12 protein-coding genes, 1 tRNA gene and 3 pseudogenes are annotated in these 26,082 nt (G+C 56.5%); 6 read left to right on the top strand and 10 right to left on the bottom strand.

What is annotated here, in order from left to right:
- From KHQ28_RS08480 to KHQ28_RS08470, 3 genes and pseudogenes are all read right to left on the bottom strand, one after another.
- Positions 1-103: pseudogene (locus KHQ28_RS08480) on the bottom strand (AlpA family phage regulatory protein); the annotation flags it as partial.
- A gap of 186 nt (positions 104-289) precedes the next feature.
- The gene (locus KHQ28_RS08475) at positions 290-1,153 is read right to left on the bottom strand and encodes a DUF6387 family protein (protein WP_064147901.1); all 864 of its coding nucleotides are present in this window, start codon (positions 1,151-1,153) and stop codon (positions 290-292) included.
- Positions 1,154-2,044: 891 nt separating this feature from the next.
- On the bottom strand, positions 2,045-2,434 hold the full coding sequence (locus tag KHQ28_RS08470; RefSeq protein ID WP_002911718.1) for a RidA family protein: 390 nt from the start codon (positions 2,432-2,434) through the stop codon (positions 2,045-2,047).
- 140 nt (positions 2,435-2,574) lie between these two features.
- Between KHQ28_RS08470 and KHQ28_RS08465 the strand changes: the two genes are divergently transcribed.
- Positions 2,575-3,495: a LysR family transcriptional regulator gene (locus tag KHQ28_RS08465; RefSeq protein WP_004141160.1), complete on the top strand. Its 921-nt coding sequence runs from the start codon at positions 2,575-2,577 to the stop codon at positions 3,493-3,495.
- A 378-nt stretch (positions 3,496-3,873) separates the two neighbouring features.
- Here KHQ28_RS08465 and ldtA read toward each other — a convergent pair whose 3' ends face one another.
- The 3 genes from ldtA to nac form a co-directional block, all read right to left on the bottom strand.
- On the bottom strand, positions 3,874-4,815 hold the full coding sequence (gene ldtA, locus KHQ28_RS08460) for a L,D-transpeptidase (protein ID WP_060578873.1): 942 nt from the start codon (positions 4,813-4,815) through the stop codon (positions 3,874-3,876).
- Positions 4,816-4,893: 78 nt separating this feature from the next.
- Entirely contained in the window at positions 4,894-5,844 is a 951-nt protein-coding gene (cbl, locus tag KHQ28_RS08455) for an HTH-type transcriptional regulator Cbl (RefSeq protein ID WP_032418726.1), read from the bottom strand.
- A 106-nt stretch (positions 5,845-5,950) separates the two neighbouring features.
- Positions 5,951-6,868 (bottom strand): nitrogen assimilation transcriptional regulator NAC, encoded by a 918-nt coding sequence (gene nac / locus KHQ28_RS08450; RefSeq protein ID WP_002911729.1) that lies wholly within the window; start codon positions 6,866-6,868, stop codon positions 5,951-5,953.
- Between the two features lie 330 nt (positions 6,869-7,198).
- Between nac and KHQ28_RS08445 the strand changes: the two genes are divergently transcribed.
- Positions 7,199-7,274, top strand: a tRNA-Asn gene (locus KHQ28_RS08445).
- Between the two features lie 161 nt (positions 7,275-7,435).
- A complete protein-coding gene (locus KHQ28_RS08440; RefSeq protein ID WP_000059623.1) occupies positions 7,436-8,698 on the top strand; it encodes an integrase arm-type DNA-binding domain-containing protein in 1,263 nt (420 codons plus the stop codon).
- A 193-nt stretch (positions 8,699-8,891) separates the two neighbouring features.
- Here the strand turns inward: KHQ28_RS08440 and ybtS are convergent, their stop codons facing one another.
- From ybtS to ybtP, 4 genes and pseudogenes are all read right to left on the bottom strand, one after another.
- Positions 8,892-10,196, bottom strand: a complete 1,305-nt coding sequence (gene ybtS, locus KHQ28_RS08435) for a yersiniabactin biosynthesis salicylate synthase Irp9/YbtS (protein ID WP_000703040.1) — start codon at positions 10,194-10,196, stop codon at positions 8,892-8,894.
- Between the two features lie 27 nt (positions 10,197-10,223).
- A pseudogene (ybtX, locus tag KHQ28_RS08430) lies at positions 10,224-11,500 on the bottom strand (yersiniabactin-associated zinc MFS transporter YbtX).
- Positions 11,493-13,295, bottom strand: coding sequence for a yersiniabactin ABC transporter ATP-binding/permease protein YbtQ (gene ybtQ, locus KHQ28_RS08425; RefSeq protein WP_001446633.1), 1,803 nt, complete (start codon positions 13,293-13,295; stop codon positions 11,493-11,495). Before ybtQ ends, ybtX begins: the two are co-directional and overlap by 8 nt.
- Positions 13,282-14,994, bottom strand: coding sequence for a yersiniabactin ABC transporter ATP-binding/permease protein YbtP (ybtP, locus tag KHQ28_RS08420; protein WP_001327262.1), 1,713 nt, complete (start codon positions 14,992-14,994; stop codon positions 13,282-13,284). The genes ybtQ and ybtP overlap by 14 nt, the downstream gene beginning before the upstream one ends.
- A 256-nt stretch (positions 14,995-15,250) precedes the next feature.
- On the opposite strand from ybtP, the gene ybtA reads away from it, so the two are divergent.
- From ybtA to irp1, 3 genes and pseudogenes are all read left to right on the top strand, one after another.
- Positions 15,251-16,210 (top strand): yersiniabactin transcriptional regulator YbtA, encoded by a 960-nt coding sequence (gene ybtA / locus KHQ28_RS08415; RefSeq protein WP_000140406.1) that lies wholly within the window; start codon positions 15,251-15,253, stop codon positions 16,208-16,210.
- Between the two features lie 190 nt (positions 16,211-16,400).
- Complete coding sequence (gene irp2, locus KHQ28_RS08410; RefSeq protein WP_000623067.1) at positions 16,401-22,508, top strand: yersiniabactin non-ribosomal peptide synthetase HMWP2; 6,108 nt, start codon at positions 16,401-16,403, stop codon at positions 22,506-22,508.
- Between the two features lie 87 nt (positions 22,509-22,595).
- Positions 22,596-26,082 (top strand): annotated as a pseudogene (gene irp1 / locus KHQ28_RS08405) (yersiniabactin polyketide synthase HMWP1); the annotation flags it as partial.

Below are 26,082 nucleotides of genomic sequence, written 5' to 3'. Positions count from 1 at the left end.
CGCTGATAAGTTTATAAATCCACGTCTTGCCGAACCCGGTTTTCCTTATTACTTCTGATAAGCGAATAAGTTTTAAAGTTTTATCTGTTTTGTTTTGAACCATGTTTATCTCCTGTTTTTTTACGTAATATCTTGGATATTTCGTTTTTTAGTATGTTGTTCGATGGAGATAATTCTAGGATTTTGGCTGGTTCTAAACTAGGGATGTTCACCAACCGTGAGTTTCGCAGAAATTTTTGGAGGGATACTCTTTATAGGGACGTTCGCAGGTTGTGAACATCCCTTGTGTTTACTTTTTGTTTTTATCCGAGGATTTATCGTTAAGTGTTATCACATCAACGATACCCCAATCCTTCAACATATTGTTTTTAATATAGAAATCATTTAAAACCTTGAAGTACTCATCGTTATCAAGATAACTTTTCGCGTAATCATAATCAGTATCTTTGATGTTCTCACTACTTCTGGCCCCATTATTACCATGCAGGATGTCAGCTAAAATGGTGAAAGGTATGTTCTTACCTTCGTTGTAGAGCTGTTCCCATGAAATCAAATCCATCAAAGGGATGACTTTGTAATCAAGTATTCTTTCAAAGGTCTTATGACCAAACCTAAATTTTCGTTTCGGGGGTTTAGGCGTTTTCAGGTGCTTTTGCCATAGAGCAATCAGTACTTTCAGATGTTCTGCGAGATCGTCACTGCTGGCTTCTTCCAAGTCAATTTCAATCAGCATCTTGTTAGCAGGGTTCATGCCTCCTTGTTTCAGATACTCAGAGATGTAGTCGGAACTCACTGCAACAGGGTCTGTTTGCTCTGAAGTCTCCAGCCGATACATAGCCCGCCCATAGTTGAACAATTGAACTCTGGTCATTGGTCTTACAGCATAGCTATGCGACAGTCTGTGATTGTCTGAAATCCAGTCTGATTTAAGTATCACATCACCACATCGGATTGTGGCATCATGGTATATCGCTTGCATTTGATTATCTTTGCCTGCTGTTTCCCATTGTTGTCTTGTTTTGTAAGCCAACATCCGTCTTTCAAGCTCTGCATAGATTTGTTCTAAGGTGAGGTCTTTAAGGCCATCATATCGGCGTACATCAAACCAAGATAACGCTGCCCTGATTTCTTCCATTTCCTTTTGTGTAGTCATTGTTCTACCGATTGCTTTTGTGTTTCCTAAACGTTAGCCCATTCAACATGATAGAGAAAGTGGAAAAGAGGAGCGGGTTTTCAAAATGGTGTGAGCACAGTAAGTGACCTTGGAGGTCAGTGCTTTCACCTTGACTAAACATGATTTATTTAATAAACAATAACCAATTGTTTTTCATCATTTATTTTAACAAAAATAACGACAACATCATGTTGATAATGAAAGAAAATTTAGATACGCATAGTCAGATGATTATGACAACAACCAATTGTTTTTAATTGACATTTTTACCACAAGAAAACAATAATGATGGTAAATATGTTGGTAAAAATATGGCTATATTTAACAAAGGCAGTAATAAAAGGAGATGTAGATGAAGTTCGAGTCCAGTCAGAGGAGCCAAATTTAAAAATCCCGCTCTGGGAAACCTGAGCGGGATTTTTGCTTTCCGTGATCCTCTCCGCTCCCCAAGCATGCAATCTTATCCTGGTGTAGGTGCTATTTTCTTGCTATGAGGCAAGCTGAACGGCCGTGAGCCCCACGCTCCCGCAAAGGCTTAAATAAAGGCGGTTTAACCGTGCCGGACCATACCTGGGTGTAAGGCAATCATGCGCGGTTCCAAAAAAGATCGGCAATACCGCCGCTTCTGACATCTCTCCGCCAGCGGGTATAAGCAGCATCGTACCGTAGGTACCGTCCAAGGTTCCGTATGTGATCCCCGCAGGTGAAAAGCAGCGATGCTGCTCCCAACCTTATGGCTACAGACTTTCGATCCGGCGGTAACCGCTGGGTCTGCCGCTGCGTAGCAGACGATCCCGATCCGGCAGTTACCTTTACAGACAGCGCGGGCTGCCCAAATGCATTTTCCACTGGCGGAAAGACCCGTAACGCTTAGGGTAGCCTGGCAATAACCTTAATCTCGAACTTAAATCCATAAAGCCACGTCACGCCGATCCCGGTCAGCGTAGGGTAAGGCGCTTCTCCCCAATATTCTGGCAGGATACTCCAGATAGCGTCGAGATTTGACTCAGGATCGACGACAAAGAGGGTAACATCAACCACGTCCTCAAACGTGCAGCCCGCCGCTGCGAGCACAGCATTAAGATTTTTGAACGCCAGCCTGACCTGTGCTTTCAGATCGTGCTCAGGCGAACCATCCTCGTGGCTACCCACCTGCCCCGAAACAAACAAGAAACCATTGGATTTGATGGCCGGTGAATAACGATTGCGCTCATAGAGCGCCTGACGACCGAAGGGAAAAACGGCTTCGCGTGCTGTCATGTTTGTACCTTTATGCTGGGGCGAAATCAGCCCGGTGAATGTAAAGGCACTGTACAACGACGAGATCGGGCGGATAAACAAGCGACTTTGTCCCTCATTGTTTGTAATATCCAAACAATCGATGAAAGACAGGATAAGAAATGGATCGTTTCGATGCAATGCGCGCCTTTGCTCGGGTGGTAGAGGCAGGGAGCTTCACGAAGGCTGCCCAAACGCTTCATATGAGCAAAACCACGGTGACGCAACTCATTCAGCAGCTGGAATCGCGCCTGCGCGTCAGATTGCTCCATCGCACCACCCGCAAGCTCGGTGTGACTCCCGATGGCGCGGTCTACTACGAACGCGTCATTCGTCTGCTGGCGGACATGGAGGATGCTGAAAACAGCCTGTCCAGTGCGGCGATGACGCCCAGGGGACGGCTACGGGTGGATGTACCGAGTCCGCTGGCCCGCCTTATTCTGGTGCCGGCGCTACCGGCTTTCCACGCCCGCTACCCTGATATCCAGATCGACATGGGTGTGAGCGACCGGGTAGTGGATCTGATCGGCGACAACGTGGATTGCGTTCTGCGCGGTGGTCAAATCACCGACCAGTCCCTAATCGCACGCCATGTCGGCGATTTGCAAATCGGCGTCTACGTCGCCCCCAGCTATGTGGAACGCCTTGGCGCTCCCGCACACCCGCGCGAGCTGCAAAATACTGACCATTGCATAGTGGGATTCTTGTCCTCACGCACCAGTAAGATTGATCCTTTGGTACTGTGCAGTGAGAATGAACGTATTGAAATCACGGGCAACTACGTACTTGCCGTGGATGATGGCAATGCTTACCTCGAAGCTGGGTTAGTTGGCTTAGGCGTGATTGCGCTGCCCAACTATATGGCGGCAGCGCATCAGGCCGTTGGCGCTTTGATTCCATTATTTACACAATGGCGGATTAGCCCAATGCCCCTGTACCTGGCGTTTCCACCGAACCGCCATGTCAACGCCAAGCTGCGCGTTTTTATTGACTGGATCGTTGAATTGATGGAGCAGCATGTCCCCATTGCCAACAATCAGTGACGCCATCCCCTGATTCGCTTATCAGCGGCGATGGGGTTCAGCGGTAGTGACTGTGGTCAGGCGTGTTTTGACAATAGGGATTCAGCAGAACTCATCCGTCTTATATTCTGGATAATGGCTATCATAAAGGGGATCTTCGCTTTCATGGACAATGGCAGCCAAAAAAAAGATCCTCAGTAACAATATTAAGTCCATAGATATATTTGCAGACTTTATCATCCCCTCCTGAGCATCTCCTGGCGCCCTCATTAAAACGCCATCACAGCCACTGTTGATAAGTTAAGGATCGGTTTCCCGATCCTTATTCCCAACAACGTTGAATGCATCGTCAGCAAAAGAGCCTTCTTACAATAGCCGTTAATCAGACTAAACGACCCGCTACAAACTTCCCTGCGCCGCTGTGGCGCTGATATTCACCGGCATGCCGGAGCGGCGCTGCAGGGTTTGCTCGGCCTGCGAAGGACTCACTCCCGGCCCCTGAGTAAACTCGCGCAGCGCCGAGGTCATCGGCAAGGGGACTTTTCTGTCGGATTCAAACTCCGCGCGGTTGCGCGACAGCGGCTCGTGCACCTCCAGCCAGTGACTGCCGTCCGGCTCCACGCTGTACTTCACCGGCTGATCGATCAGCTGAACCCGCGTCCCAACCGGCACGTTATCAAACAGGAATTTAATATCGTCATTGCGCAGGCGAATGCATCCCTGGCTGACGCGCAGCCCGATACCAAAGTTGGCATTGGTGCCGTGGATGGCGTAGAGCCTGCCGATGTAGATCGCATACAGCCCCATCGGGTTATCGGGCCCGGGGGGCACCATCGCCGGCAGGGTTTTGCCCTCTTTCGCATACTCGCGGCGGGTATTGGCGGTTGGCACCCAGGTGGGGCCTTCCTGCTTACGCTCTACTGCCGTCACCCAGTTACGCGGGGTTTCGCGTCCGGCCTGGCCAATGCCGATTGGCAGGACTTCCACGCTGTTGCCCAGCGGCGGGTAATAATAGAGACGCATCTCCGCGACGTTGATGACGATCCCCTCCCGCACGGTGTCAGGCAGGATCAGCTGTTGCGGAATGGTCAGCGTCGAACCGGAGCGTGGCAAATAGACATCGACCTCGGGGTTGGCTTCCAGCATATTGCTTAACCCCTGGCCGTACTGGGCGGCAAAACTTTCCAGCGGTTGGGTGTTGTTCTCCGGCACGGCGATGGTAAATGCGCTGCCCACCAGACGACTTCCCTCCGGCGGCAGCGGATAGCTGACGGCCAGCGCGCCGTGGCTGGCGAGCAGCATCAGCGCAGAACAAAGTAATTTCACACGCCGCATCGTCATTTTCCCTTCCTCAGTCGCGACTCTCGTGTGTGAATTATAGCGTTATTTCCTCGCCTCGATCCGCTGACCCACAATGACTTAAATCTGATAGTCGATTACGGCCTCTTCCGGCTCCATCGCCTGACGCTTAATCTCATCCAGCGACAGTCCGGCATTGCACAATTCGATAAAGCGCCAAACGTAATTCCGCTGCAGCTGGCCCCGCTTCAGTCCCAACCACACGGTATTGGCATCGAACAGATGGCGGGTATCAAGACGCGTAAAGGTGTCCGCTTCCCGGGCATCACCGGACTGCTCGGCGACCAGCCCGACGCCCAGCCCCAGCTCCACATAGGTCTTGATCACATCGGAATCCTGCGCGCTCAGCACGATATCCGGCATCAACCCCTTGCGGTTGAACGCCTCATCAATGCGCGAACGGCCAGTGATCCCCTGGCGGTAGGTGATTAACGGCCAGCGGGCGATCGCCTCCAGCGTCAGGGGAGAAACCTGCGTCAAAGGATGCTCCTTCGGCACCAGCAGGCTGTGATGCCAGCGGAACCAGGGGAAAGCCGCCAGCGTCGGATCGTTGCTCAGGCGCTCGCTGGCGATGCCGATATCCGCTCCGCCGTTATGCAGCAGCGCTTCGATTTCCTGCGGGGTACCCTGCACCAGCTCGACGCGAACATCTGAGAACAGCTCGCGGAAAGCTTTAATGACCGGCGGCAGGCTGTAGCGCGCCTGAGTATGGGTGGTGGCGATAGTTAAGACGCCTGACGCATCGTTAGTGAAGAGATCCGCCAGCCGCCGAACGTTACTGGCTTCATTGAGGATCCGCTCGGCAATCGATAACAGCGCTTTACCCGGCTCGGTCATGCCTAACAGGCGTTTGCCGCGGCGGATAAAGATCTCAATCCCCAGCTCCTCTTCCAGTTCCCGGATATGGCGACTGACGCCTGACTGCGAGGTATAGAGCATATTCGCGACTTCCGTCAGGTTGTAATCCTGACGGGCCGCCTCACGGATAATTTTCAGCTGCTGGAAGTTCACCCTTTCCTCCGGGCCAATGGACTTAACGTATCTGCTATTGTTAAAGTCTGTTGTCCCAGGTAACAAATAATAAAAACCAGCAACTTATTCCTTAAGAGAATATACCCTAACTGACCAGCTGCAGTTCACGGTTTTCCAGCGATGGGCGGCTCACCAGAGACAGCAGGATCTCTTTCACCGCCTGCGCCTGCGGCGACAGACTGCCGCGAGCCGACATGTTCAGCGACAGCGACAGGCTCATTGAAGGCGTGCTGATCCGCGCCATCCAGCCGTTCGCCGCCCCGCACAGGGAACGAGCAGCGGATTCCGGTAACACCGTCGCCCCCATGCCGCTGGCGATGGCCGCGGTCAGGGTGGTGATGGATTCGATCTCGCCGATAATTTTCGCCGACAGACGACGCAGGGTGAATGCCTCGGTGACCCGCGCCCGCACTGCGCTGTAATCGCGCGGCAGGAACAGGTTCATCTCCGCCACCGCAGTGAGATCCACGCTCTGCCCCGGGCAGTCGCGGGTGCCGACCAGGTAAAGGTCTTCTTTCAGCAGCGGCTGGCTGACGATGCCTGCCACCGGCGAACGCTCATAGAGCACCGCCATATCCAGCTGGCCCGCCAGCAGCTTGTCATTCAGCGCTGTGCCGCTGCTCTCCTGCAGATAGACCATCACCTCGGGCAACTCATTGCGCACCGTTTGCAGCAACGGCATGGTAATGGCGGAGGCCGCGGTGCCCGGCGCCAGGCCGATCGACACCTGACCACGCAGCGTCTGGCCGACGTTATTGACCGCCAGCTGCGCCTGCTCGCACTGGCGCAGGATAGTGCGCGCATGGGTGTAGAGAATTTTACCGGCTTCCGTTGGCGTGACCCCTCGCTTGGTGCGTATCAGCAACTGCTGGTCCATTTCACCTTCCAGGGTCGCGACCTGTTGGCTGAGGGCCGGTTGGGCGATATGCAAGACTTCAGCGGCCTGGGTCAGACTGCCGATATCGACGATTTTCACAAAATATTTCAGTCGTCTTAAGTTCATTTTGCCTCCTGTAAGGAACGCCAGCGTCAACGCTGGGAGTATGATGCACTGGCTTTTGCAATTTGCTTGCCAGCTTTGCATTTCCTCGGCTGTCGCCCGCCGCAGGCAGCGTTATAAGGGATAGTGATAGCAATTCGGTTTTTATTTGCCCGGTAAGCAGATTGTGGTATGCCCCATTAGGGGTACATTCGCACTACAACGGTGCAACATGGTGAAAAAAACAGCGCATGGGTGGCGATTGCTGAAATTGTCAGCAGTCGAACGCAATTCTTTGAATCAGGCTTTGACAAGGCCGGATGGCATCGTTAATATGCGCCCCGTTCACACGATTCCTCTGTAGTTCAGTCGGTAGAACGGCGGACTGTTAATCCGTATGTCACTGGTTCGAGTCCAGTCAGAGGAGCCAATTATCTGTTTTCATGCATCCTTGCGAATCTTTATCTGATGTTGATTCAACAGGTTAGTGTGAAAACTCTTCTCGGTGCATTTTGATTTTACCCTACGCATCGGGAAAAATTGGTGGTCAAATCTGGGGTCAGGTTAGTTCGATAATGGAGTGACCCCCATATGTCCCTTACCGACGCAAAAATCCGCACCCTCAAGCCTTCTGATAAACCCTTTAAAGTCTCCGATTCTCACGGTCTGTATCTGCTGGTTAAGCCGGGTGGCTCCCGCCACTGGTATCTCAAATACCGTATTAGCGGTAAAGAATCCCGCATTGCGCTGGGTGCCTATCCAGCCATCTCCCTGTCTGATGCGCGACAGCAACGTGAAGGTATCCGTAAAATGCTGGCGCTGAATATCAACCCGGTACAGCAGCGGGCTGCTGAACGTGGCTCACGAACACCGGAGAAAGTTTTTAAAAACGTGGCGCTGGCGTGGCATAAAAGTAACAGGAAATGGTCGCAGAACACCGCCGACCGTCTGCTTGCCAGCCTGAACAATCACATCTTTCCGGTCATCGGGAACCTACCTGTATCAGAACTTAAACCCCGTCATTTCATTGACCTGCTGAAAGGGATCGAGGAAAAAGGTCTGCTGGAGGTTGCGTCCCGCACACGGCAGCACCTGAGTAACATAATGCGCCATGCGGTCCATCAGGAGTTAATCGATACGAACCCTGCAGCAAACCTTGGCGGCGTGACCACACCTCCTGTCAGACGGCACTATCCTGCCCTGCCGCTGGAGCGGCTGCCTGAACTGCTTGAACGTATTGGGGCATATCATCAGGGCCGTGAACTGACCCGGCATGCCGTTCTGCTGATGCTGCATGTGTTCATTCGCTCCAGTGAACTGCGTTTCGCCCGCTGGTCAGAGATTGATTTCACAAACCGAGTCTGGACGATACCCGCGACGCGAGAACCCATTATTGGCGTGCGTTATTCCGGCCGCGGGGCAAAAATGCGAATGCCGCATATCGTCCCCCTCTCAGAACAGTCCATCGCCATTCTGAAACAGATTAAGGATATCACCGGTAATAATGAACTGATCTTCCCCGGCGACCATAACCCGTATAAGCCAATGTCTGAAAACACGGTCAATAAGGCACTGCGGGTGATGGGTTACGACACGAAAAAGGATATCTGCGGTCACGGCTTCCGGGCAATGGCATGCAGTGCGCTGATGGAATCGGGTTTATGGGCAAAGGACGCAGTAGAACGCCAGATGAGTCATCAGGAGCGCAATACCGTGCGCATGGCTTATATTCATAAGGCAGAGCACCTAGAAGCCCGCAAAGCGATGATGCAGTGGTGGTCGGATTATCTGGAAGCATGCCGAGAATCTTATGCACCGCCTTATACAATTGGTAAAAATAAGTTTATCCCATAATATACTAACGAATCCCACACTCTGGCAAATTACCACCACCTCCACAGGAGGTGGTTCTATATAGACTTTTATCAACTTCATGACGAAAAACACCTATTTTATCCCAAAAGAAGACAATAGAGTCACAGAGGAATCAAAGAGCGACTCAATTGTCTTTGGACAGTCTGGTTGTGAGGTTAGAAAACAGTTACTCCTACACCATTAAATAGGGCGCAATGCTCGCTAATTTCTCCCGGGTTTCTGTCAGTTCGCGTTCCGGCGTAGATTGCGCGATGATTCCCGCCCCCGCCTGTATCCAGCAGCGCTGGCTATCCTGAAATACGGAACGCAGAACTAGCGCTGCATCAAAGCGCGTATCGTCCAGCAGCAGGATTGCGCCGGAATAAAGCTCTCGCGGCGTCTTCTCAATTTGCATAATCGCGTTCAGAGCAGCATTTTTAGGGATACCTGAGGCGGTAATCGACGGAAACAGCACGGTAAACGCATCCCAGGCATCCTTGTTTTCCGCAAGCTGACCGCTCACGCCAGACCCCAGATGCTGAACGCTGCCGCGCTGGCGAACCGACATTAAATCTTCAACCACCACGCTGCCCGGCTGGCAAACGGCCTCCAGTTCAGCAATAGCTTCTTTGACAGAAAGGATATGCTCAAGCACCTCTTTACTGTCGTGCAGCAGTTCTGCCTCTTTCGCCTTATTATGCTCCGGGTTTCCCATGCGATCGCGGGTGCCCGCAAGCGGTTCAGTGACCACTTTATTGCCCGTCACTGACATCACCAGTTCCGGGCTAAAGCCCAGCGCTTCGCGTCCTTCCTGACGGAACATAAACGAGCGCACAGGTGTGTTTGCCTGCCGCCCGTATAACAGCGTGGCGGGCATATCAATCCGCGATGGCAGGGGAATGGCGCGCGAGACAATCACTTTGACATACTCGCCACGGCGGATCTCCGCAACGGCGCGCGCAACCTGTTGTTTATATGCCTCACCATTGAGGGCGGTATCCACCGCCAGTGGTGCGTTCTGCGTCGTTGTACCGGCCTCTTTTACCCACTCGCACAAACGTCGGCACCCGTCGGCGGAGTCCGCATAAACGGTGACATTTCCCTTTTCAAAAATAAGTTCTTCACGGGGAACGGTTAACGTCAGCAGCGGCCACTCCCCGGCGTTAAAGGCAATCCCCCGCGCATGCGCCGCAAAGTTGAACCCAACCTGTCCATATACCCGACGTCCTTTCACCTGAGGATGCGCCATAAAACGACGCGCGCAGTCGGCAATGGAATCCACCGCCCATTTTTGCTCCCCGGCATCATCAATAAATGTCGCCTGCGTTCCGTCGGCATTAATGTGCAGCCGTGCCTGGCACCCTTTGCCTAAATACCAACAGGGTTGACGCTCATAGACATAACACTCTTCTTCTGCGAACTGGCGTAAAACGCCAGAAATCGTCGGTAGCCATTGTTCCTCTGGTAACGCCAGATGTAGAAATTCACTGATTTTCATCCCTTACCTCTCTGTGTTATTCCCGGATCAATCAATTGCGCTTGTCATCAGTTCTCTTGCCGAATGCAGCCGGATATAAGCAACCCACGCCGCCAGCAACGTGAATGCCCCGGCAAACAGGAAGCAGGCCGCATAGCCAAAATGTTGAGCAACAACGCCACCGATAACGCCTGCCAGAATGGCGATTGCCGCGTCAGTACATTGAAAGAGGGTGAAGTCGACACCGGCCTGCAAAGGCGATGAAAGCGACATCAGCGTGGCGTAAAGACAGACCAGCGCGCAGGCCAGCGAAATGGACTGGACAATGACCAGACACTGGAGAATCGGCAGCAGCAGATGACCCGGCGCCATCATGAGCGTCATCACCACCGCCAGCAGCGCGATCCCCTGGACGCCATAAGCCGTCAACAGCGCTCTGCCGGGTGAGGTGTATTTCATCAGCAATCCGCCGGCCAGCGTTCCTGCTATGCCCGCTGCAATATTGCCGCCGCTGAACAGCGCGCCCAATGCGGACATGCTCAACCCATGATCCAACAACAGCGGTGCCAGAAGAGGCAGCACAAACCGCATGCCTGAATTCAGCATCAATACCAGCAGTAAGCCCAGGCGCGCCTGCTTCCTCCTTAGCGCATAACCTAACGCCGGAACATGCGGGATAGTCGCTGTTCGCGTCGGCTCCGTAATGCGCCACAGCGGGAGTGACAGCGCCATAATCAGCACCGCCATCATCAGCATGGCGACAGGCCAGCCGGATGCCGCCGACAGCATCAGGAACACCCCGCCGCCGCACATCATTCCCAGATAGCTGCCGCCGACCTGCACGCTGTTTCCCCAGCCGTAACCCGTGCGGGTCAGTTGATCGACGCAAAAGCCGTCGCTGGCGATATCAATGGTGGAGGCGACCGTGCCTGCCACCATAAACAGAACAAATAACGCGACGATTTGCGTATCGGGGAATCCCCCTTCTCGCCCAAACCAGCCAATCGCTGCGGCAATAGTCAGGATCGCCGCTAGCGCGACCTGACCACGCAGGATTAACATGCGGGAACGGCGTTCCTGGCTACCGGGCGGAAGCCGCCAGCGCTCGATCCATGGCGCCCAAATAAACTTCAGCGCCCAGGCATAAACAGGGTTGTCGCACCGGCAAGCGCCAGCGAACCGCCAGCAGCGCGCACCAGCGCGGGTAAGGACTGCATAGACAGCGCCGATACCAGACTCTGCGTCACATAGACGCCGGCAATAGCAAAAATCACCCGCCCGGTCGTCAACGTCAGCGGTTTCACATTCGACTGAACATCACTCATGCACCCACTCTCCAGACGCGGAAACCCCGTCGTCGCGCCACACGCGCGCGGCCATTTGCGCCTGCCACAGCGCCTGATAACGTCCATGATGTGAGAGCAATTGCGCATGAGTACCCTGCTCAACCACCTGTCCCTCTTCCATCACCAGAATGTTTCCGGCCCCGGCGATGGTGGATAAACGGTGAGCGATGATAATCACCGTCCGGTTGTGAACCAGGTTATCGATCGCTTTTTGCACCGCCAGCTCGCTTTCAATATCCAGCGCGGCAGTCGGTTCATCGAGAATGACGACCGGCGCGTTTTTCAATAACGCTCTGGCAATGGAAATCCGCTGGCGCTCGCCGCCCGATAGCTGGCCGCCCATCTCTCCCATTGGCGTCAGCCAGCCTTGCGGAAGACGGGAAATAAACTCAAGGCACTGCGCCGCGCGGGCGGCCTCTTCTACCTCCTGCCGCGTCGCCTGTGGGCGCGCGATACGGATATTCGCCAGCAGCGTGTCATCAAACAGCCAGACATCCTGGAAAACAACAGAAATCAGGCTATTGAGCTGTTCCGGCGTCAGGCGGCGAATATCGACGCCGCCAATAGAAATCTGCCCTTGCTGCGGATCGGCATAGCGCATTAACAGTTTGGTGACCGTAGTTTTGCCTGCGCCGGAGGCACCCACCAGCGCGCTCATACTGGCTGCCGGGAACGTCAAAGAAACATGATTAAGCGCGTGGCCGTCGCCTTCTTCGTAGCGATAGCTGACGTTGTCAAAGCGGATATCGTAACGTTCCGGCATCTCGCTTTGCTCTGCGACGGGAAGCGGTGCTATCGCCATAAACCGCTCAATCCGTTGCAGGGCGCTGGCGATCAGTTCCACAACCGAGGTGTAGCTGATAAACATCGCCATCGGTTCTGCGAAGCGCATAATCATCGCGACGGCGGCAATCAAAAAGGCGAGGTTCAGAGTGCCCGTCACTACCCAGACGATCCCGGATAACACCACCACCTGTAGGCCCAACTCCACGACGCTGGCGATCAGCATCGTCGCGCCAGCGCCCTGACGGTGAGTGCGGGTCTGTAAGTTTTCCAGCGCATTGAAATGCGCCAGCAGCGCCCGGCTTTTATCGGCATCGCTGCCGCAGGTGCGCAATACCATCATCCCCTGAGCAAATTCAACGATATCGCCGCTCAGACGCTGGTGCGCTTCCCCCAGCGTCTGCATTTGTCGCCGCATCGCCGGGCGGCGCCAGTAATAAAACGGCACCAGCAGAGGGAAGATCAGCAACATCACCAGCCCCAGCCGCCAGTCTATCCACAATGTCGCCAGCGACGCCGTCAGCGGCGTGACAATGGTGAGCAGCAAAATATTGGCTATCGCAATAACATAATTGAGGTTTTCATCCACGTTGCCCAGCAGCAAGGCGTTCATTTCACCCGCCCTGCCGCGCTGGAGCTTCTCCAGCGGCACGCGGCGTAACTGCTCGCCAAGTCGCAGGCGCAACTCATGGGTGGCCTGCGCCAGATGACCACGGTATTCAAAGCCCAGGCCATACCAGCGTAGCACCAGCGTCACAATTGCGGCGACGCTGAAGGCCATAGCCCAGTTAAGAAGTTGCGGCGCGTCTCCCCGTAACAGCGCATCAATGATCGGATAAAGACAGGCAAAGGCGATCCCCTGCATGAATGCCGCCAGCAACAGCGCCAGCATACTGCGTCGCAGCATCCTGGCCTGACTGCCAACGCTGGAGATAAGCTGGCGCCAGATGACGCGCCAGGCCAGGTTATCCGCAGGATTATTGTCTTTCATTTTCCACCACCTCTTCCTGTGTTCCACCCGGCACCCAATGCTGCGCCTGCTGATAGTGTTGCCAGAGCCGTTGATACAGGCCGCCCTGCGCCAACAGTTGCGTATGGTTCCCCATTTCCCTGAGCTGTCCGTCGGAAAACAGCAATATCACATCGGCCTGAGTCACCATTGAGAGACGATGCGCGACCATGATGACCGTCCGGCCACGCATGGCCGCCGCGAGCGCCTTGATAAGCGCCGCTTCGTTTTCCGGGTCAGCAAACGCCGTCGCCTCATCGAGCACCAGGATGGGGCGATCCTGCAAAAGCGCCCGGGCGATAGTAATGCGCTGCCGCTGGCCGCCGGAGAGAAATACCCCACGTTCCCCGACTCGTGTGTTGTAACCTTCTGGCAGAGCGCTAATAAAATCATGGGCCTGCGCCACTCTGGCCGCCGCTATTACCGCCTCCAGCGGCGTATCCGGCGCGCCCAGACGAATGTTATTGGCTATCGTGTCGGCAAAAAGGAAGTTGTCCTGAAACACAAACGAGAGTTGCTTCATCAGGGTGTCCGTCTGCATATCACGCAGATCCACGCCGCCAATACGGATATGGCCTTTGTCCGGGTCGGCGTAACGCAGCAGCAAGCGCGCCACGGTGCTTTTTCCGGCGCCGCTTGGCCCGACCAGCGCCACAATTTGCCCGGCAGGCACATGAAAGCTCACCTCCTGCAACGCGGCGCCAGTACGCGCTTGCGGATAATGAAAGCTCACCTGCTCAAAGGTAATGCTCGCCTCTTGCGGCTGCTGGTCAGACTGCGGCAGCGATAACTCCGGCATCGCGAGAACCTGATAAATACGCTGAATGCTTAAACGCGTTTGCGCGACCAGGTTATTGAGCATCATCATTGGCATTACGGCTTCGGCCATTCCGCTGCCCAGCAGTAAAACGGCCACCCACGCGATAAAATCGAAACTGCCATAGTGCAACAGGCCGTATCCCGACCAGATCAGGACAAACAGGGTCGGGAGAGGATTCAGAATCGAGAAGGAAAAACGCGCTGAAAAACCGGCTTTGCGATACCAGGTTTTGAGCACATCGACCCACTCTTCAAGGGCGCGTTGATAGCGCAGAAAACTGGTGCTGCCGCTATCAAACGTTCTCACCACGGGCATGGCCTGCACGAACTCAATAACCGCCGCGCTAACCTGCTCGCGCGCCTTATGATAACGCTGAGCCATATCTTCCGAACGCTGGCGGGCGAGCACGAGAACAACCGATCCAAACGCCAGTACCCCCAGCGTCGCGATTGCCAGCCGCCAGTCCAGCCAGAACAAGATAACGATTGTCGCCAGCGGCATGATGATCGCGCGGGCATAGAGCGGCGTGCTGTCGGCCACAAAAATATGTAACGACTTCACGTCATCCAGCATCACTTTCGCCACTGACCCGCTGCCCATTTGCTGTAACACGCCAGGCGGAAGCTGCAATGCTTTACGGGCTAACCTGCTGCGCAGAATGTTCTCCAGATGAAAAGCCGCGTAATGAGAGGTGTTGAACGCCTGTAAGCGCAGAACAAAAGTTAAGACCACGCAGCCGATCACGCCGCCCAGCGGCCAGGCCGGAATAGCGTCAGGCGTCGCGCGAATGTCACGCAGGCTCCACGCCAGAAAAAGGAGCGCCCCCAGGCTGGTTAATGCCGCCAGCCCCGCCAGCGCCATAGCTAAAATAACCTTCCTGCGAACCGGTGTAATCACCTGCCAGAGAGGAAATCGGGACAGCGATTCAGTATTGGATGATTGAGATGACATGGGAGCAACTGAATTTCCTGATGAATTTTTACGGACGCCAAAAACGACAATTCAGGGTGGCGTTCTGAGAATTAATGTGAATAATAACCATTATCAATAACTCATCTACCCCATTCGGTTCTATTTATACCCGCATTGGTCTAAGCCACAGGGAGATAACCAGGTCATGACGGAGTCACCGCAAACGCAATCTGAAATCTCTATTCACCAGTTGGTGGTCGGGAAACCTGCAAACGATGGCAATATTCCTGCTCAGTGTGAACTGCTGCGCTGTTCGTTGCAGGAAGGTATGGATATTTTGCTCTGGAGGGGCCATTTTGCGCGGCCTGAGACGTTGCAGCTACACGACGATCTGGGCAGGATTAACTTCTCGTGCATCCTGGAAGGCACATCGCGCTTTGCGATTCAGGGACTCCGGCGCCACACCGACTGGGAGCTTGCGCGCAATCGCCATTACATTACCCATACGCCAGACTGTCGCGGCAGCGCCTCCTATTGTGGCCGATTCGAGAGCATTACCCTCTCCTTCAGCCCTGAAACCCTCGCGCTGTGGGTGCCGGATATTAGCGCGGTCATTAAGAATAAGATCGACTCCCACTGCTGTTGCCAGCAGCAGCGTTGTAATGCTGAAACCCACTTAACGGCTCAGGCCTTGCGTCACGCGCTGATGCGCATGCACGGCGGCTTCAGTCATGAACAAAAGCCGTCGACGCTATGGTTGCAGGGGCAAAGTCTGGTCATGCTCAGTCTGGTGCTGGATGAACATCGCGAAGACGCCAGTTGCCTCTCCTGCCACTTCAACCCGATGGAACGCCAGAAACTGCTGCGGGCGAAGGATCTGCTGCTGGCTGATCTGACGCAAGCGCCGGGCGTCGCGGAGCTGGCCAGAGAGTCCGGTCTGAGCGTTCTCAAAATTAAGCGAGGCTTCCGCGTTCTGTTCAACAACAGCGTCTATGGCCTGTTTCAGGCTGAACGAATGCAGGAAGCCAGAAGACGCCTGGCCAACGGCAATACCTCCGTCATGACGGTGGCGGCCGATCTGGGCTATGCCAACGCCAGCCATTTCTCTGCCGCCTTCCAGAAACAGTTTGGCGTAACCCCTTCGACCTTTAAACGCGTGATGTAACCGGGGTCGCGCCCCCCTAAACTCCTCCCTGACAGAGGCCCGGATACCCCATCCGGGCCTCTGTTCTTTCCGCCTGTTACCAACCCGAAACGGGCATAAATAAACCCGTTTCGGGTAGCATCCAATTGTTAATAATTATTATTCTCATATGAGCAATGCTTTTCGGTAAGACGTGCCATCAGGAGGAAGAATGATTTCTGGCGCACCATCTCAGGATTCGCTGTTACCGGACAACCGCCACGCGGCTGATTACCAACAATTACGCGAGCGGCTCATACAGGAACTGAATTTAACGCCGCAGCAGTTACATGAAGAGAGCAACCTGATCCAGGCCGGCCTGGATTCCATAAGATTGATGAGATGGTTACACTGGTTTCGTAAAAATGGCTACCGCCTTACCCTTCGCGAGCTGTATGCCGCCCCCACGCTGGCGGCATGGAACCAGTTAATGCTCAGCCGGTCGCCTGAGAACGCGGAAGAAGAAACGCCGCCCGACGAATCATCCTGGCCGAACATGACCGAAAGTACCCCCTTCCCATTGACGCCAGTACAGCACGCCTACCTGACGGGCCGCATGCCGGGGCAGACGCTTGGCGGCGTGGGTTGCCACCTGTATCAGGAGTTTGAAGGCCATTGTCTGACGGCGTCGCAGTTGGAGCAGGCCATCACGACCTTGCTGCAACGCCACCCAATGCTGCATATCGCCTTTCGCCCCGACGGGCAGCAGGTCTGGCTACCGCAACCTTACTGGAACGGCGTCACCGTTCATGATTTACGCCATAACGACGCTGAAAGCCGCCAGGCCTATCTGGACGCACTGCGCCAGCGCCTGAGCCACCGTCTTTTACGCGTGGAAATCGGCGAAACGTTTGATTTTCAGCTGACGCTCTTGCCGGACAATCGCCACCGCCTCCATGTCAATATTGACCTGCTGATTATGGATGCCTCCAGCTTTACGCTTTTCTTCGATGAGCTTAACGCCCTGCTGGCCGGAGAATCGCTGCCGGCTATCGACACCCGCTATGATTTCCGCTCGTATTTGCTGCACCAGCAGAAGATCAATCAAACACTGAGAGACGACGCGCGCGCTTACTGGCTGGCGAAAGCATCGACGCTTCCCCCCGCGCCCGTCTTGCCGCTGGCCTGCGAACCCGCCACGCTACGTGAAGTCCGTAATACCCGACGCCGCATGATTGTCCCGGCAACACGCTGGCACGCCTTTAGCAACCGGGCCGGCGAGTATGGCGTGACGCCGACAATGGCGCTGGCGACCTGTTTTTCTGCCGTGCTGGCTCGCTGGGGCGGCCTGACGCGTCTGCTGCTTAACATCACCTTATTCGACCGCCAGCCGCTGCACCCGGCGGTTGGCGCGATGCTTGCCGACTTCACCAATATTCTTCTGCTGGATACCGCCTGCGATGGCGATACCGTCAGCAACCTGGCGCGTAAAAACCAGCTCACGTTTACGGAGGACTGGGAGCATCGCCACTGGTCCGGCGTCGAATTACTCCGTGAACTCAAACGCCAGCAGCGCTACCCCCACGGCGCCCCGGTGGTATTTACCAGCAATCTGGGGCGTTCCCTCTACAGCAGCCGCGCAGAATCGCCGTTGGGCGAGCCGGAATGGGGCATCTCGCAAACGCCGCAGGTCTGGATAGATCATCTGGCGTTCGAGCATCACGGCGAGGTCTGGCTACAATGGGACAGCAACGACGCGCTGTTCCCTCCGGCGTTAGTCGAAACATTGTTCGACGCCTACTGCCAGTTGATTAACCAACTCTGCGATGACGAAAGCGCCTGGCAAAAGCCGTTCGCAGATATGATGCCCGCCAGCCAGCGCGCGATACGCGAACGGGTCAACGCCACCGGCGCCCCCATTCCCGAAGGCTTGCTGCATGAAGGCATTTTCCGTATCGCTCTGCAACAGCCGCAGGCGCTGGCGGTAACGGACATGCGTTATCAGTGGAATTATCATGAGCTGACAGACTATGCCCGCCGTTGCGCGGGCAGGTTAATCGAGTGCGGGGTTCAGCCCGGCGATAATGTGGCTATCACGATGTCGAAAGGCGCAGGACAACTTGTTGCGGTTCTGGCCGTCCTGCTGGCCGGGGCGGTTTACGTTCCGGTTTCGCTGGATCAGCCTGCCGCACGGCGCGAGAAAATCTACGCTGACGCCAGCGTCCGGCTGGTGCTCATTTGTCAGCACGACACCAGCGCCGGGTCAGACGATATTCCCGTCCTTGCCTGGCAGCAGGCCATTGAGGCGGAGCCGATCGCCAACCCGGTAGTACGCGCCCCCACGCAACCGGCCTACATTATCTACACCTCCGGCTCTACCGGTACGCCGAAAGGGGTAGTCATTTCTCACCGGGGAGCGCTTAACACCTGTTGCGATATCAATACCCGCTATCAGGTTGGCCCGCATGACAGGGTGCTGGCCCTCTCCGCCCTACATTTTGATTTATCGGTTTACGACATTTTTGGCGTACTGCGCGCGGGCGGCGCGCTGGTGATGGTGATGGAAAATCAACGGCGCGATCCTCACGCATGGTGTGAGCTGATCCAGCGCCATCAGGTCACGCTCTGGAACAGCGTCCCGGCGCTGTTCGATATGCTGCTGACCTGGTGTGAAGGTTTCGCCGACGCCACGCCGGAAAACCTGCGCGCAGTGATGCTTTCCGGCGACTGGATCGGGCTTGACCTCCCCGCCCGTTATCGGGCCTTCCGGCCACAAGGACAATTTATCGCGATGGGCGGCGCCACCGAGGCGTCTATCTGGTCTAACGCCTGCGAAATTCACGACGTCCCCGCCCACTGGCGCTCCATCCCTTACGGTTTTCCGCTAACCAACCAACGCTACCGGGTGGTGGATGAACAGGGCCGGGACTGCCCTGACTGGGTGCCGGGTGAATTATGGATTGGCGGCATTGGGGTCGCGGAAGGCTATTTCAACGATCCCCTGCGTAGCGAGCAGCAATTTTTGACGCTCCCGGACGAGCGCTGGTATCGCACCGGCGATCTCGGCTGCTACTGGCCAGATGGCACAATCGAGTTCCTCGGTCGTCGCGACAAGCAGGTCAAAGTCGGAGGATATCGCATCGAGCTGGGCGAAATCGAAAGCGCGCTCAGCCAGCTGGCGGGGGTGAAACAAGCAACCGTTCTGGCGATCGGCGAAAAAGAAAAAACGCTGGCGGCATACGTTGTTCCTCAGGGCGAGGCTTTTTGCGTTACCGATCATCGGAACCCGGCACTGCCGCAGGCGTGGCACACGCTTGCGGGAACGTTGCCCTGTTGCGCCATCTCGCCAGAGATCTCCGCAGAACAGGTAGCCGATTTCCTTCAGCATCGCCTGCTAAAACTGAAGCCGGGTCACACCGCTGGCGCCGATCCTCTCCCCCTGATGAACTCACTCGCTATCCAGCCGCGCTGGCAGGCCGTGGTGGAACTCTGGTTAGCATTTCTGGTGACACAACGGCGACTGAAGCCCGCTGCTGAAGGTTATCAGGTCTGCGCTGGTGAAGAACACGAGGATGAGCACCCGCACTTCAGCGGACATGATTTAACGTTATCACAAATTCTTCGCGGTGCCCGTAACGAACTGTCGTTACTGAACGACGCGCAGTGGTCGCCGGAAAGCCTGGCCTTTAACCATCCGGCCAGCGCCCCGTATATTCAGGAACTGGCGACAATTTGCCAACAGCTTGCACAGCGCTTACAGCGCCCGGTACGCCTGCTTGATGTGGGAACCCGCACTGGCCGCGCCGCAGAATCGCTGTTAGCACAGCTCAACGCCGGACAGATTGAGTATGTCGGGCTTGAGCAGAGCCAGGAGATGCTGCTGAGCGCCCGGCAGAGGCTCGCCCCCTGGCCTGGCGCCCGTCTGTCCCTCTGGAATGCAGACACGCTGGCGGCGCACGCTCACTCGGCGGACATTATCTGGCTTAATAACGCCCTGCATCGTCTGCTGCCGGAAGATCCCGGGCTCCTTGCGACATTACAACAGCTTGCCGTTCCCGGCGCGCTGCTCTACGTGATGGAGTTTCGCCAGTTAACGCCGTCCGCCCTGCTCAGCACGCTCCTGTTAACCAATGGGCAGCCGGAGGCCTTGCTGCATAACAGCGCCGACTGGGCGGCATTATTTAGCGCGGCCGCCTTCAACTGTCAGCATGGCGATGAGGTCGCGGGGTTACAACGCTTCCTCGTACAATGTCCTGACAGGCAGGTGCGCCGCGATCCCCGTCAACTTCAGGCCGCCCTCGCCGGACGTCTGCCGGGGTGGATGGTGCCGCAACGGATCGTCTTCCTCGACGCCTTACCGCTGACGGCTAACGGGAAAATTGACTACCAGGCGCTGAAGCGTCGTCATACCCCTGAAGCGGAAAACCCGGCCGAAGCGGATTTACCCCAGGGCGACATTGAAAAACAGGTTGCCGCCCTCTGGCAGCAACTCTTATCAACTGGCAATGTCACCAGAGAAACCGACTTCTTCCAGCAAGGCGGCGATAGCCTGCTGGCGACCCGTCTGACCGGGCAACTTCATCAGGCAGGTTATGAAGCGCAATTAAGCGACCTGTTTAATCATCCCCGGCTGGCGGATTTTGCCGCCACGCTGCGGAAAACCGACGTCCCGGTCGAACAACCATTCGTCCACTCCCCTGAAGAACGCTACCAGCCCTTTGCGCTTACCGACGTGCAGCAGGCTTACCTGGTGGGGCGTCAGCCGGGCTTTGCCCTGGGCGGCGTCGGCTCACATTTCTTTGTTGAATTTGAAATTGCCGATCTGGACCTCACCCGGCTGGAGACGGTCTGGAACCGATTAATCGCCCGCCACGATATGCTGCGCGCCATCGTGCGTGATGGACAGCAACAGGTGCTCGAACAGACGCCCCCCTGGGTGATACCCACACACACCCTCCATACGCCTGAAGAGGCGTTGCGGGTGCGCGAAAAACTGGCGCATCAGGTACTCAACCCCGAAGTGTGGCCGGTATTCGATCTCCAGGTCGGATACGTGGACGGGATGCCTGCCCGCCTGTGGCTGTGTCTGGATAACCTGTTGCTTGACGGTCTGAGCATGCAGATCCTGCTGGCGGAGCTGGAGCACGGCTACCGCTACCCGCAACAGCTGCTTCCGCCGCTGCCCGTCACCTTCAGGGATTATCTGCAACAACCCTCGCTACAGTCGCCCAATCCAGATTCTCTGGCATGGTGGCAGGCGCAGCTTGATGATATTCCTCCGGCGCCTGCGTTGCCGCTGCGCTGCTTGCCTCAGGAGGTTGAAACACCGCGCTTCGCCCGCCTGAACGGCGCGCTGGACAGCACGCGCTGGCATCGGCTGAAAAAACGGGCGGCTGACGCCCATCTCACCCCGTCGGCCGTACTGTTGTCGGTGTGGTCAACGGTTCTCTCTGCATGGAGTGCACAGCCTGAGTTCACGCTTAACCTTACGCTTTTCGACAGGCGACCGCTGCACCCGCAAATCAACCAGATTCTGGGCGATTTCACCTCGCTGATGCTGCTGAGCTGGCATCCCGGCGAAAGCTGGCTGCACAGCGCGCAGTCACTACAGCAGCGGCTGAGCCAGAACCTCAACCACCGCGATGTGTCAGCCATCCGCGTGATGCGTCAACTGGCGCAACGGCAAAACGTGCCTGCCGTTCCGATGCCCGTCGTCTTTACCAGCGCGCTGGGCTTTGAGCAGGATAACTTCCTCGCCCGGCGTAATCTGCTCAAACCGGTCTGGGGCATCTCCCAGACGCCGCAGGTCTGGCTCGATCACCAGATTTATGAATCCGAAGGCGAACTGCGCTTTAACTGGGATTTTGTCGCCGCGCTGTTTCCTGCCGGGCAGGTGGAGCGCCAGTTTGAACAGCATTGCGCATTGCTAAACCGAATGGCCGAGGATGAAAGCGGCTGGCAACTGCCGCTCGCCGCGCTGGTGCCTCCCGTTAAACACGCAGGGCAATGCGCAGAGCGCTCACCGCGCGTATGCCCTGAGCACTCTCAGCCACACATTGCGGCGGACGAGAGCACCGTCAGCCTGATTTGCGACGCCTTCCGCGAGGTGGTTGGCGAGTCTGTCACGCCCGCAGAAAACTTCTTTGAGGCGGGCGCAACGTCGCTGAATCTGGTGCAACTGCACGTTTTGTTACAACGTCACGAATTTTCCACCCTGACGTTGCTTGACCTCTTCACCCACCCTTCTCCTGCTGCCCTGGCCGATTATCTGGCCGGCGTCGCCACGGTGGAGAAAACAAAACGACCTCGCCCTGTTCGCCGTCGTCAGCGGCGGATATAGCGCGAAGCAAACTGATTTTCCCCGGAACGCCATCGCGAACGCATGGCGTTCCATTGACTTTGTGAATCTTAGGAAACGGGACCGATTATGGATAACTTGCGCTTCTCTTCTGCGCCGACAGCAGATTCCATTGATGCATCGATCGCTCAACACTACCCGGACTGCGAACCTGTCGCGGTTATCGGCTACGCCTGCCATTTTCCTGAATCGCCGGATGGCGAAACGTTCTGGCAAAATCTGCTGGAAGGTCGTGAATGCAGCCGACGCTTTACGCGCGAAGAGCTTCTGGCCGTCGGTCTGGATGCCGCCATCATTGACGATCCTCATTATGTCAATATCGGTACGGTGTTAGACAACGCCGACTGCTTCGACGCCACCCTGTTTGGCTATTCGCGACAGGAAGCGGAGTCGATGGACCCGCAGCAGCGCCTATTTTTGCAGGCGGTCTGGCATGCGCTGGAACATGCCGGTTATGCCCCCGGCGCCGTCCCCCATAAGACCGGCGTTTTCGCCTCTTCCCGGATGAGTACCTACCCCGGTCGCGAAGCATTGAACGTGACAGAAGTCGCGCAGGTAAAAGGTCTGCAATCTCTGATGGGCAATGATAAAGACTATATTGCCACCCGCGCCGCGTACAAACTCAACCTGCACGGCCCGGCGTTATCGGTACAGACCGCCTGCTCCAGCTCGCTGGTTGCAGTGCATCTGGCCTGTGAAAGCCTGCGCGCAGGCGAATCCGATATGGCGGTTGCCGGCGGCGTGGCGCTCTCTTTCCCCCAGCAGGCAGGCTACCGCTACCAGCCCGGAATGATTTTCTCTCCTGATGGTCACTGTCGTCCCTTTGACGCCTCGGCTGAGGGCACCTGGGCCGGTAACGGTCTCGGCTGCGTGGTGCTGCGTCGCCTGAGAGACGCGCTGCTGTCAGGCGATCCGATTATCTCGGTGATCCTCTCCAGCGCGGTCAACAACGACGGCAACAGAAAGGTCGGCTATACCGCCCCTTCCGTCGCAGGGCAACAGGCAGTCATCGAAGAGGCGTTAATGCTGGCGGCCATCGACGACAGGCAGGTAGGTTACATTGAAACCCACGGCACCGGCACACCGCTGGGCGACGCGATTGAAATTGAAGCGTTACGCAACGTCTATGCGCCTCGCCCGCAGGATCAGCGCTGTGCGCTCGGTTCCGTGAAAAGTAACATGGGCCATCTGGATACCGCGGCGGGCATTGCCGGACTGCTGAAAACCGTTCTGGCAGTCAGTCGCGGGCAAATTCCTCCCTTACTGAATTTTCACACCCCCAACCCGGCGCTGAAACTTGAAGAGAGCCCCTTTACCATACCGGTGTCGGCACAGGCATGGCAGGACGAAATGCGCTATGCGGGCGTCTCCTCCTTTGGTATTGGCGGCACCAACTGCCATATGATCGTCGCCTCGCTGCCCGACGCGCTCAACGCGCGCCTCCCCGATACGGATAGCGGCAGAAAAAGTACCGCGCTGCTGCTCAGCGCCGCCAGCGACAGCGCGTTGCGGCGGCTGGCGACGGATTATGCCGGGGCGCTGAGAGAGGATGCGGATGCCAGCTCTCTGGCCTTCACAGCCCTGCACGCGCGCCGTCTCGATCTCCCCTTCCGCCTGGCGGCGCCATTAAACCGTGAAACCGCCGAGGCGCTCAGCGCCTGGGCCGGTGAGAAATCGGGGGCGCTGGTTTACAGCGGCCACGGCGCCAGCGGCAAGCAGGTGTGGCTGTTTACCGGCCAGGGCTCGCACTGGCGCACTATGGGTCAAACGATGTACCAGCACTCAACGGCGTTTGCCGACACGCTGGATCGCTGTTTTTCCGCCTGTAGCGAAATGCTCACGCCGTCACTGCGCGAAGCGATGTTTAACCCCGATTCGGCGCAGCTGGACAATATGGCCTGGGCGCAGCCGGCGATTGTCGCGTTTGAAATCGCGATGGCGGCGCACTGGCGTGCTGAAGGACTGAAGCCAGACTTCGCCATTGGGCATTCCGTCGGTGAATTTGCCGCTGCCGTTGTCTGCGGACACTATACGATTGAACAGGTCATGCCACTGGTTTGTCGGCGCGGCGCGCTAATGCAGCAGTGCGCAAGCGGCGCGATGGTGGCGGTATTTGCAGACGAAGACACGCTGATGCCGCTGGCTCGCCAGTTTGAGCTGGATCTCGCCGCCAACAACGGTACGCAACATACGGTATTTTCCGGGCCGGAAGCCCGTCTCGCGGTATTTTGCGCCACGCTCTCGCAGCATGACATTAACTATCGTCGCCTGAGCGTAACCGGTGCGGCGCACTCCGCTTTACTGGAGCCGATACTCGATCGGTTCCAGGACGCCTGCGCGGGACTGCACGCGGAGCCGGGGCAAATACCGATTATTTCCACGCTCACCGCCGACGTCATTGATGAGTCAACGCTCAACCAGGCGGATTACTGGCGCCGACACATGCGCCAGCCGGTGCGTTTTATCCAGAGTATTCAGGTGGCGCATCAGCTCGGCGCCCGCGTTTTTCTGGAGATGGGGCCCGATGCCCAGTTGGTTGCTTGCGGGCAGCGCGAATACCGCGATAACGCATACTGGATAGCCAGCGCCCGGCGTAACAAAGAGGCGAGCGATGTCCTCAATCAGGCCCTGCTCCAGCTTTACGCTGCCGGCGTCGCCCTACCGTGGGCCGACCTGCTGGCGGGCGATGGACAACGTATCGCTGCGCCATGTTATCCGTTTGATACTGAGCGTTACTGGAAAGAGCGCGTCTCCCCGGCCTGCGAGCCTGCCGACGCAGCGCTGTCTGCCGGGCTGGAGGTGGCGAGTCGCGCCGCGACAGCGCTCGATCTCCCTCGCCTGGAAGCGCTTAAACAGTGCGCCACGCGACTGCACGCCATCTACGTCGATCAACTGGTACAACGCTGTACCGGCGATGCCATTGAGAACGGCGTGGACGCCATGACCATCATGCGCCGTGGACGTCTGCTGCCCCGCTACCAGCAGCTACTCCAGCGCCTGCTGAATAACTGCGTGGTCGACGGCGATTACCGCTGCACCGACGGGCGATACGTCCGCGCCCGCCCCATTGAACATCAACAGCGGGAATCACTGCTGACGGAACTTGCCGGTTATTGTGAAGGTTTTCAGGCTATTCCCGACACCATCGCCCGTGCCGGCGATCGGTTATATGAAATGATGAGCGGCGCGGAAGAACCGGTGGCGATTATCTTCCCGCAAAGCGCCTCCGACGGCGTGGAAGTGCTGTATCAGGAATTCAGCTTTGGCCGCTATTTCAACCAAATCGCCGCCGGGGTATTACGCGGCATTGTCCAGACGCGTCAGCCCCGCCAGCCGTTGCGTATTCTTGAAGTTGGCGGCGGAACCGGCGGCACCACCGCGTGGCTGCTGCCGGAACTCAACGGCGTTCCGGCACTGGAGTACCATTTCACCGATATCTCGGCGCTGTTCACCCGTCGCGCCCAGCAGAAATTCGCCGACTATGATTTTGTGAAGTATAGCGAGCTGGATCTCGAAAAAGAGGCGCAGTCTCAGGGTTTCCAGGCACAGTCTTACG

The sequence above is a fragment of the Klebsiella sp. 28 genome (genome assembly GCF_018223905.1).
Taxonomy (GTDB): domain Bacteria; phylum Pseudomonadota; class Gammaproteobacteria; order Enterobacterales; family Enterobacteriaceae; genus Klebsiella; species Klebsiella pneumoniae.
The sequence above is the reverse complement of the archived record's forward strand: the minus strand, read 5'-3'. Positions and strand labels throughout refer to the sequence as shown.

Coding starts and splice junctions, on each gene's coding strand:
- nac (WP_002911729.1), bottom strand. CDS start 6,868: ATGAACTTAAGACGACTGAAATATTTTGTGAAAATCGTCGATATCGGC.
- ldtA (WP_060578873.1), bottom strand. CDS start 4,815: ATGACGATGCGGCGTGTGAAATTACTTTGTTCTGCGCTGATGCTGCTC.
- ybtA (WP_000140406.1), top strand. CDS start 15,251: ATGACGGAGTCACCGCAAACGCAATCTGAAATCTCTATTCACCAGTTG.
- KHQ28_RS08475 (WP_064147901.1), bottom strand. CDS start 1,153: ATGACTACACAAAAGGAAATGGAAGAAATCAGGGCAGCGTTATCTTGG.
- ybtP (WP_001327262.1), bottom strand. CDS start 14,994: ATGGCGCTGGCGGGGCTGGCGGCATTAACCAGCCTGGGGGCGCTCCTT.
- KHQ28_RS08440 (WP_000059623.1), top strand. CDS start 7,436: ATGTCCCTTACCGACGCAAAAATCCGCACCCTCAAGCCTTCTGATAAA.
- ybtS (WP_000703040.1), bottom strand. CDS start 10,196: ATGAAAATCAGTGAATTTCTACATCTGGCGTTACCAGAGGAACAATGG.
- KHQ28_RS08470 (WP_002911718.1), bottom strand. CDS start 2,434: ATGACAGCACGCGAAGCCGTTTTTCCCTTCGGTCGTCAGGCGCTCTAT.
- irp2 (WP_000623067.1), top strand. CDS start 16,401: ATGATTTCTGGCGCACCATCTCAGGATTCGCTGTTACCGGACAACCGC.
- ybtQ (WP_001446633.1), bottom strand. CDS start 13,295: ATGAAAGACAATAATCCTGCGGATAACCTGGCCTGGCGCGTCATCTGG.
- KHQ28_RS08465 (WP_004141160.1), top strand. CDS start 2,575: ATGGATCGTTTCGATGCAATGCGCGCCTTTGCTCGGGTGGTAGAGGCA.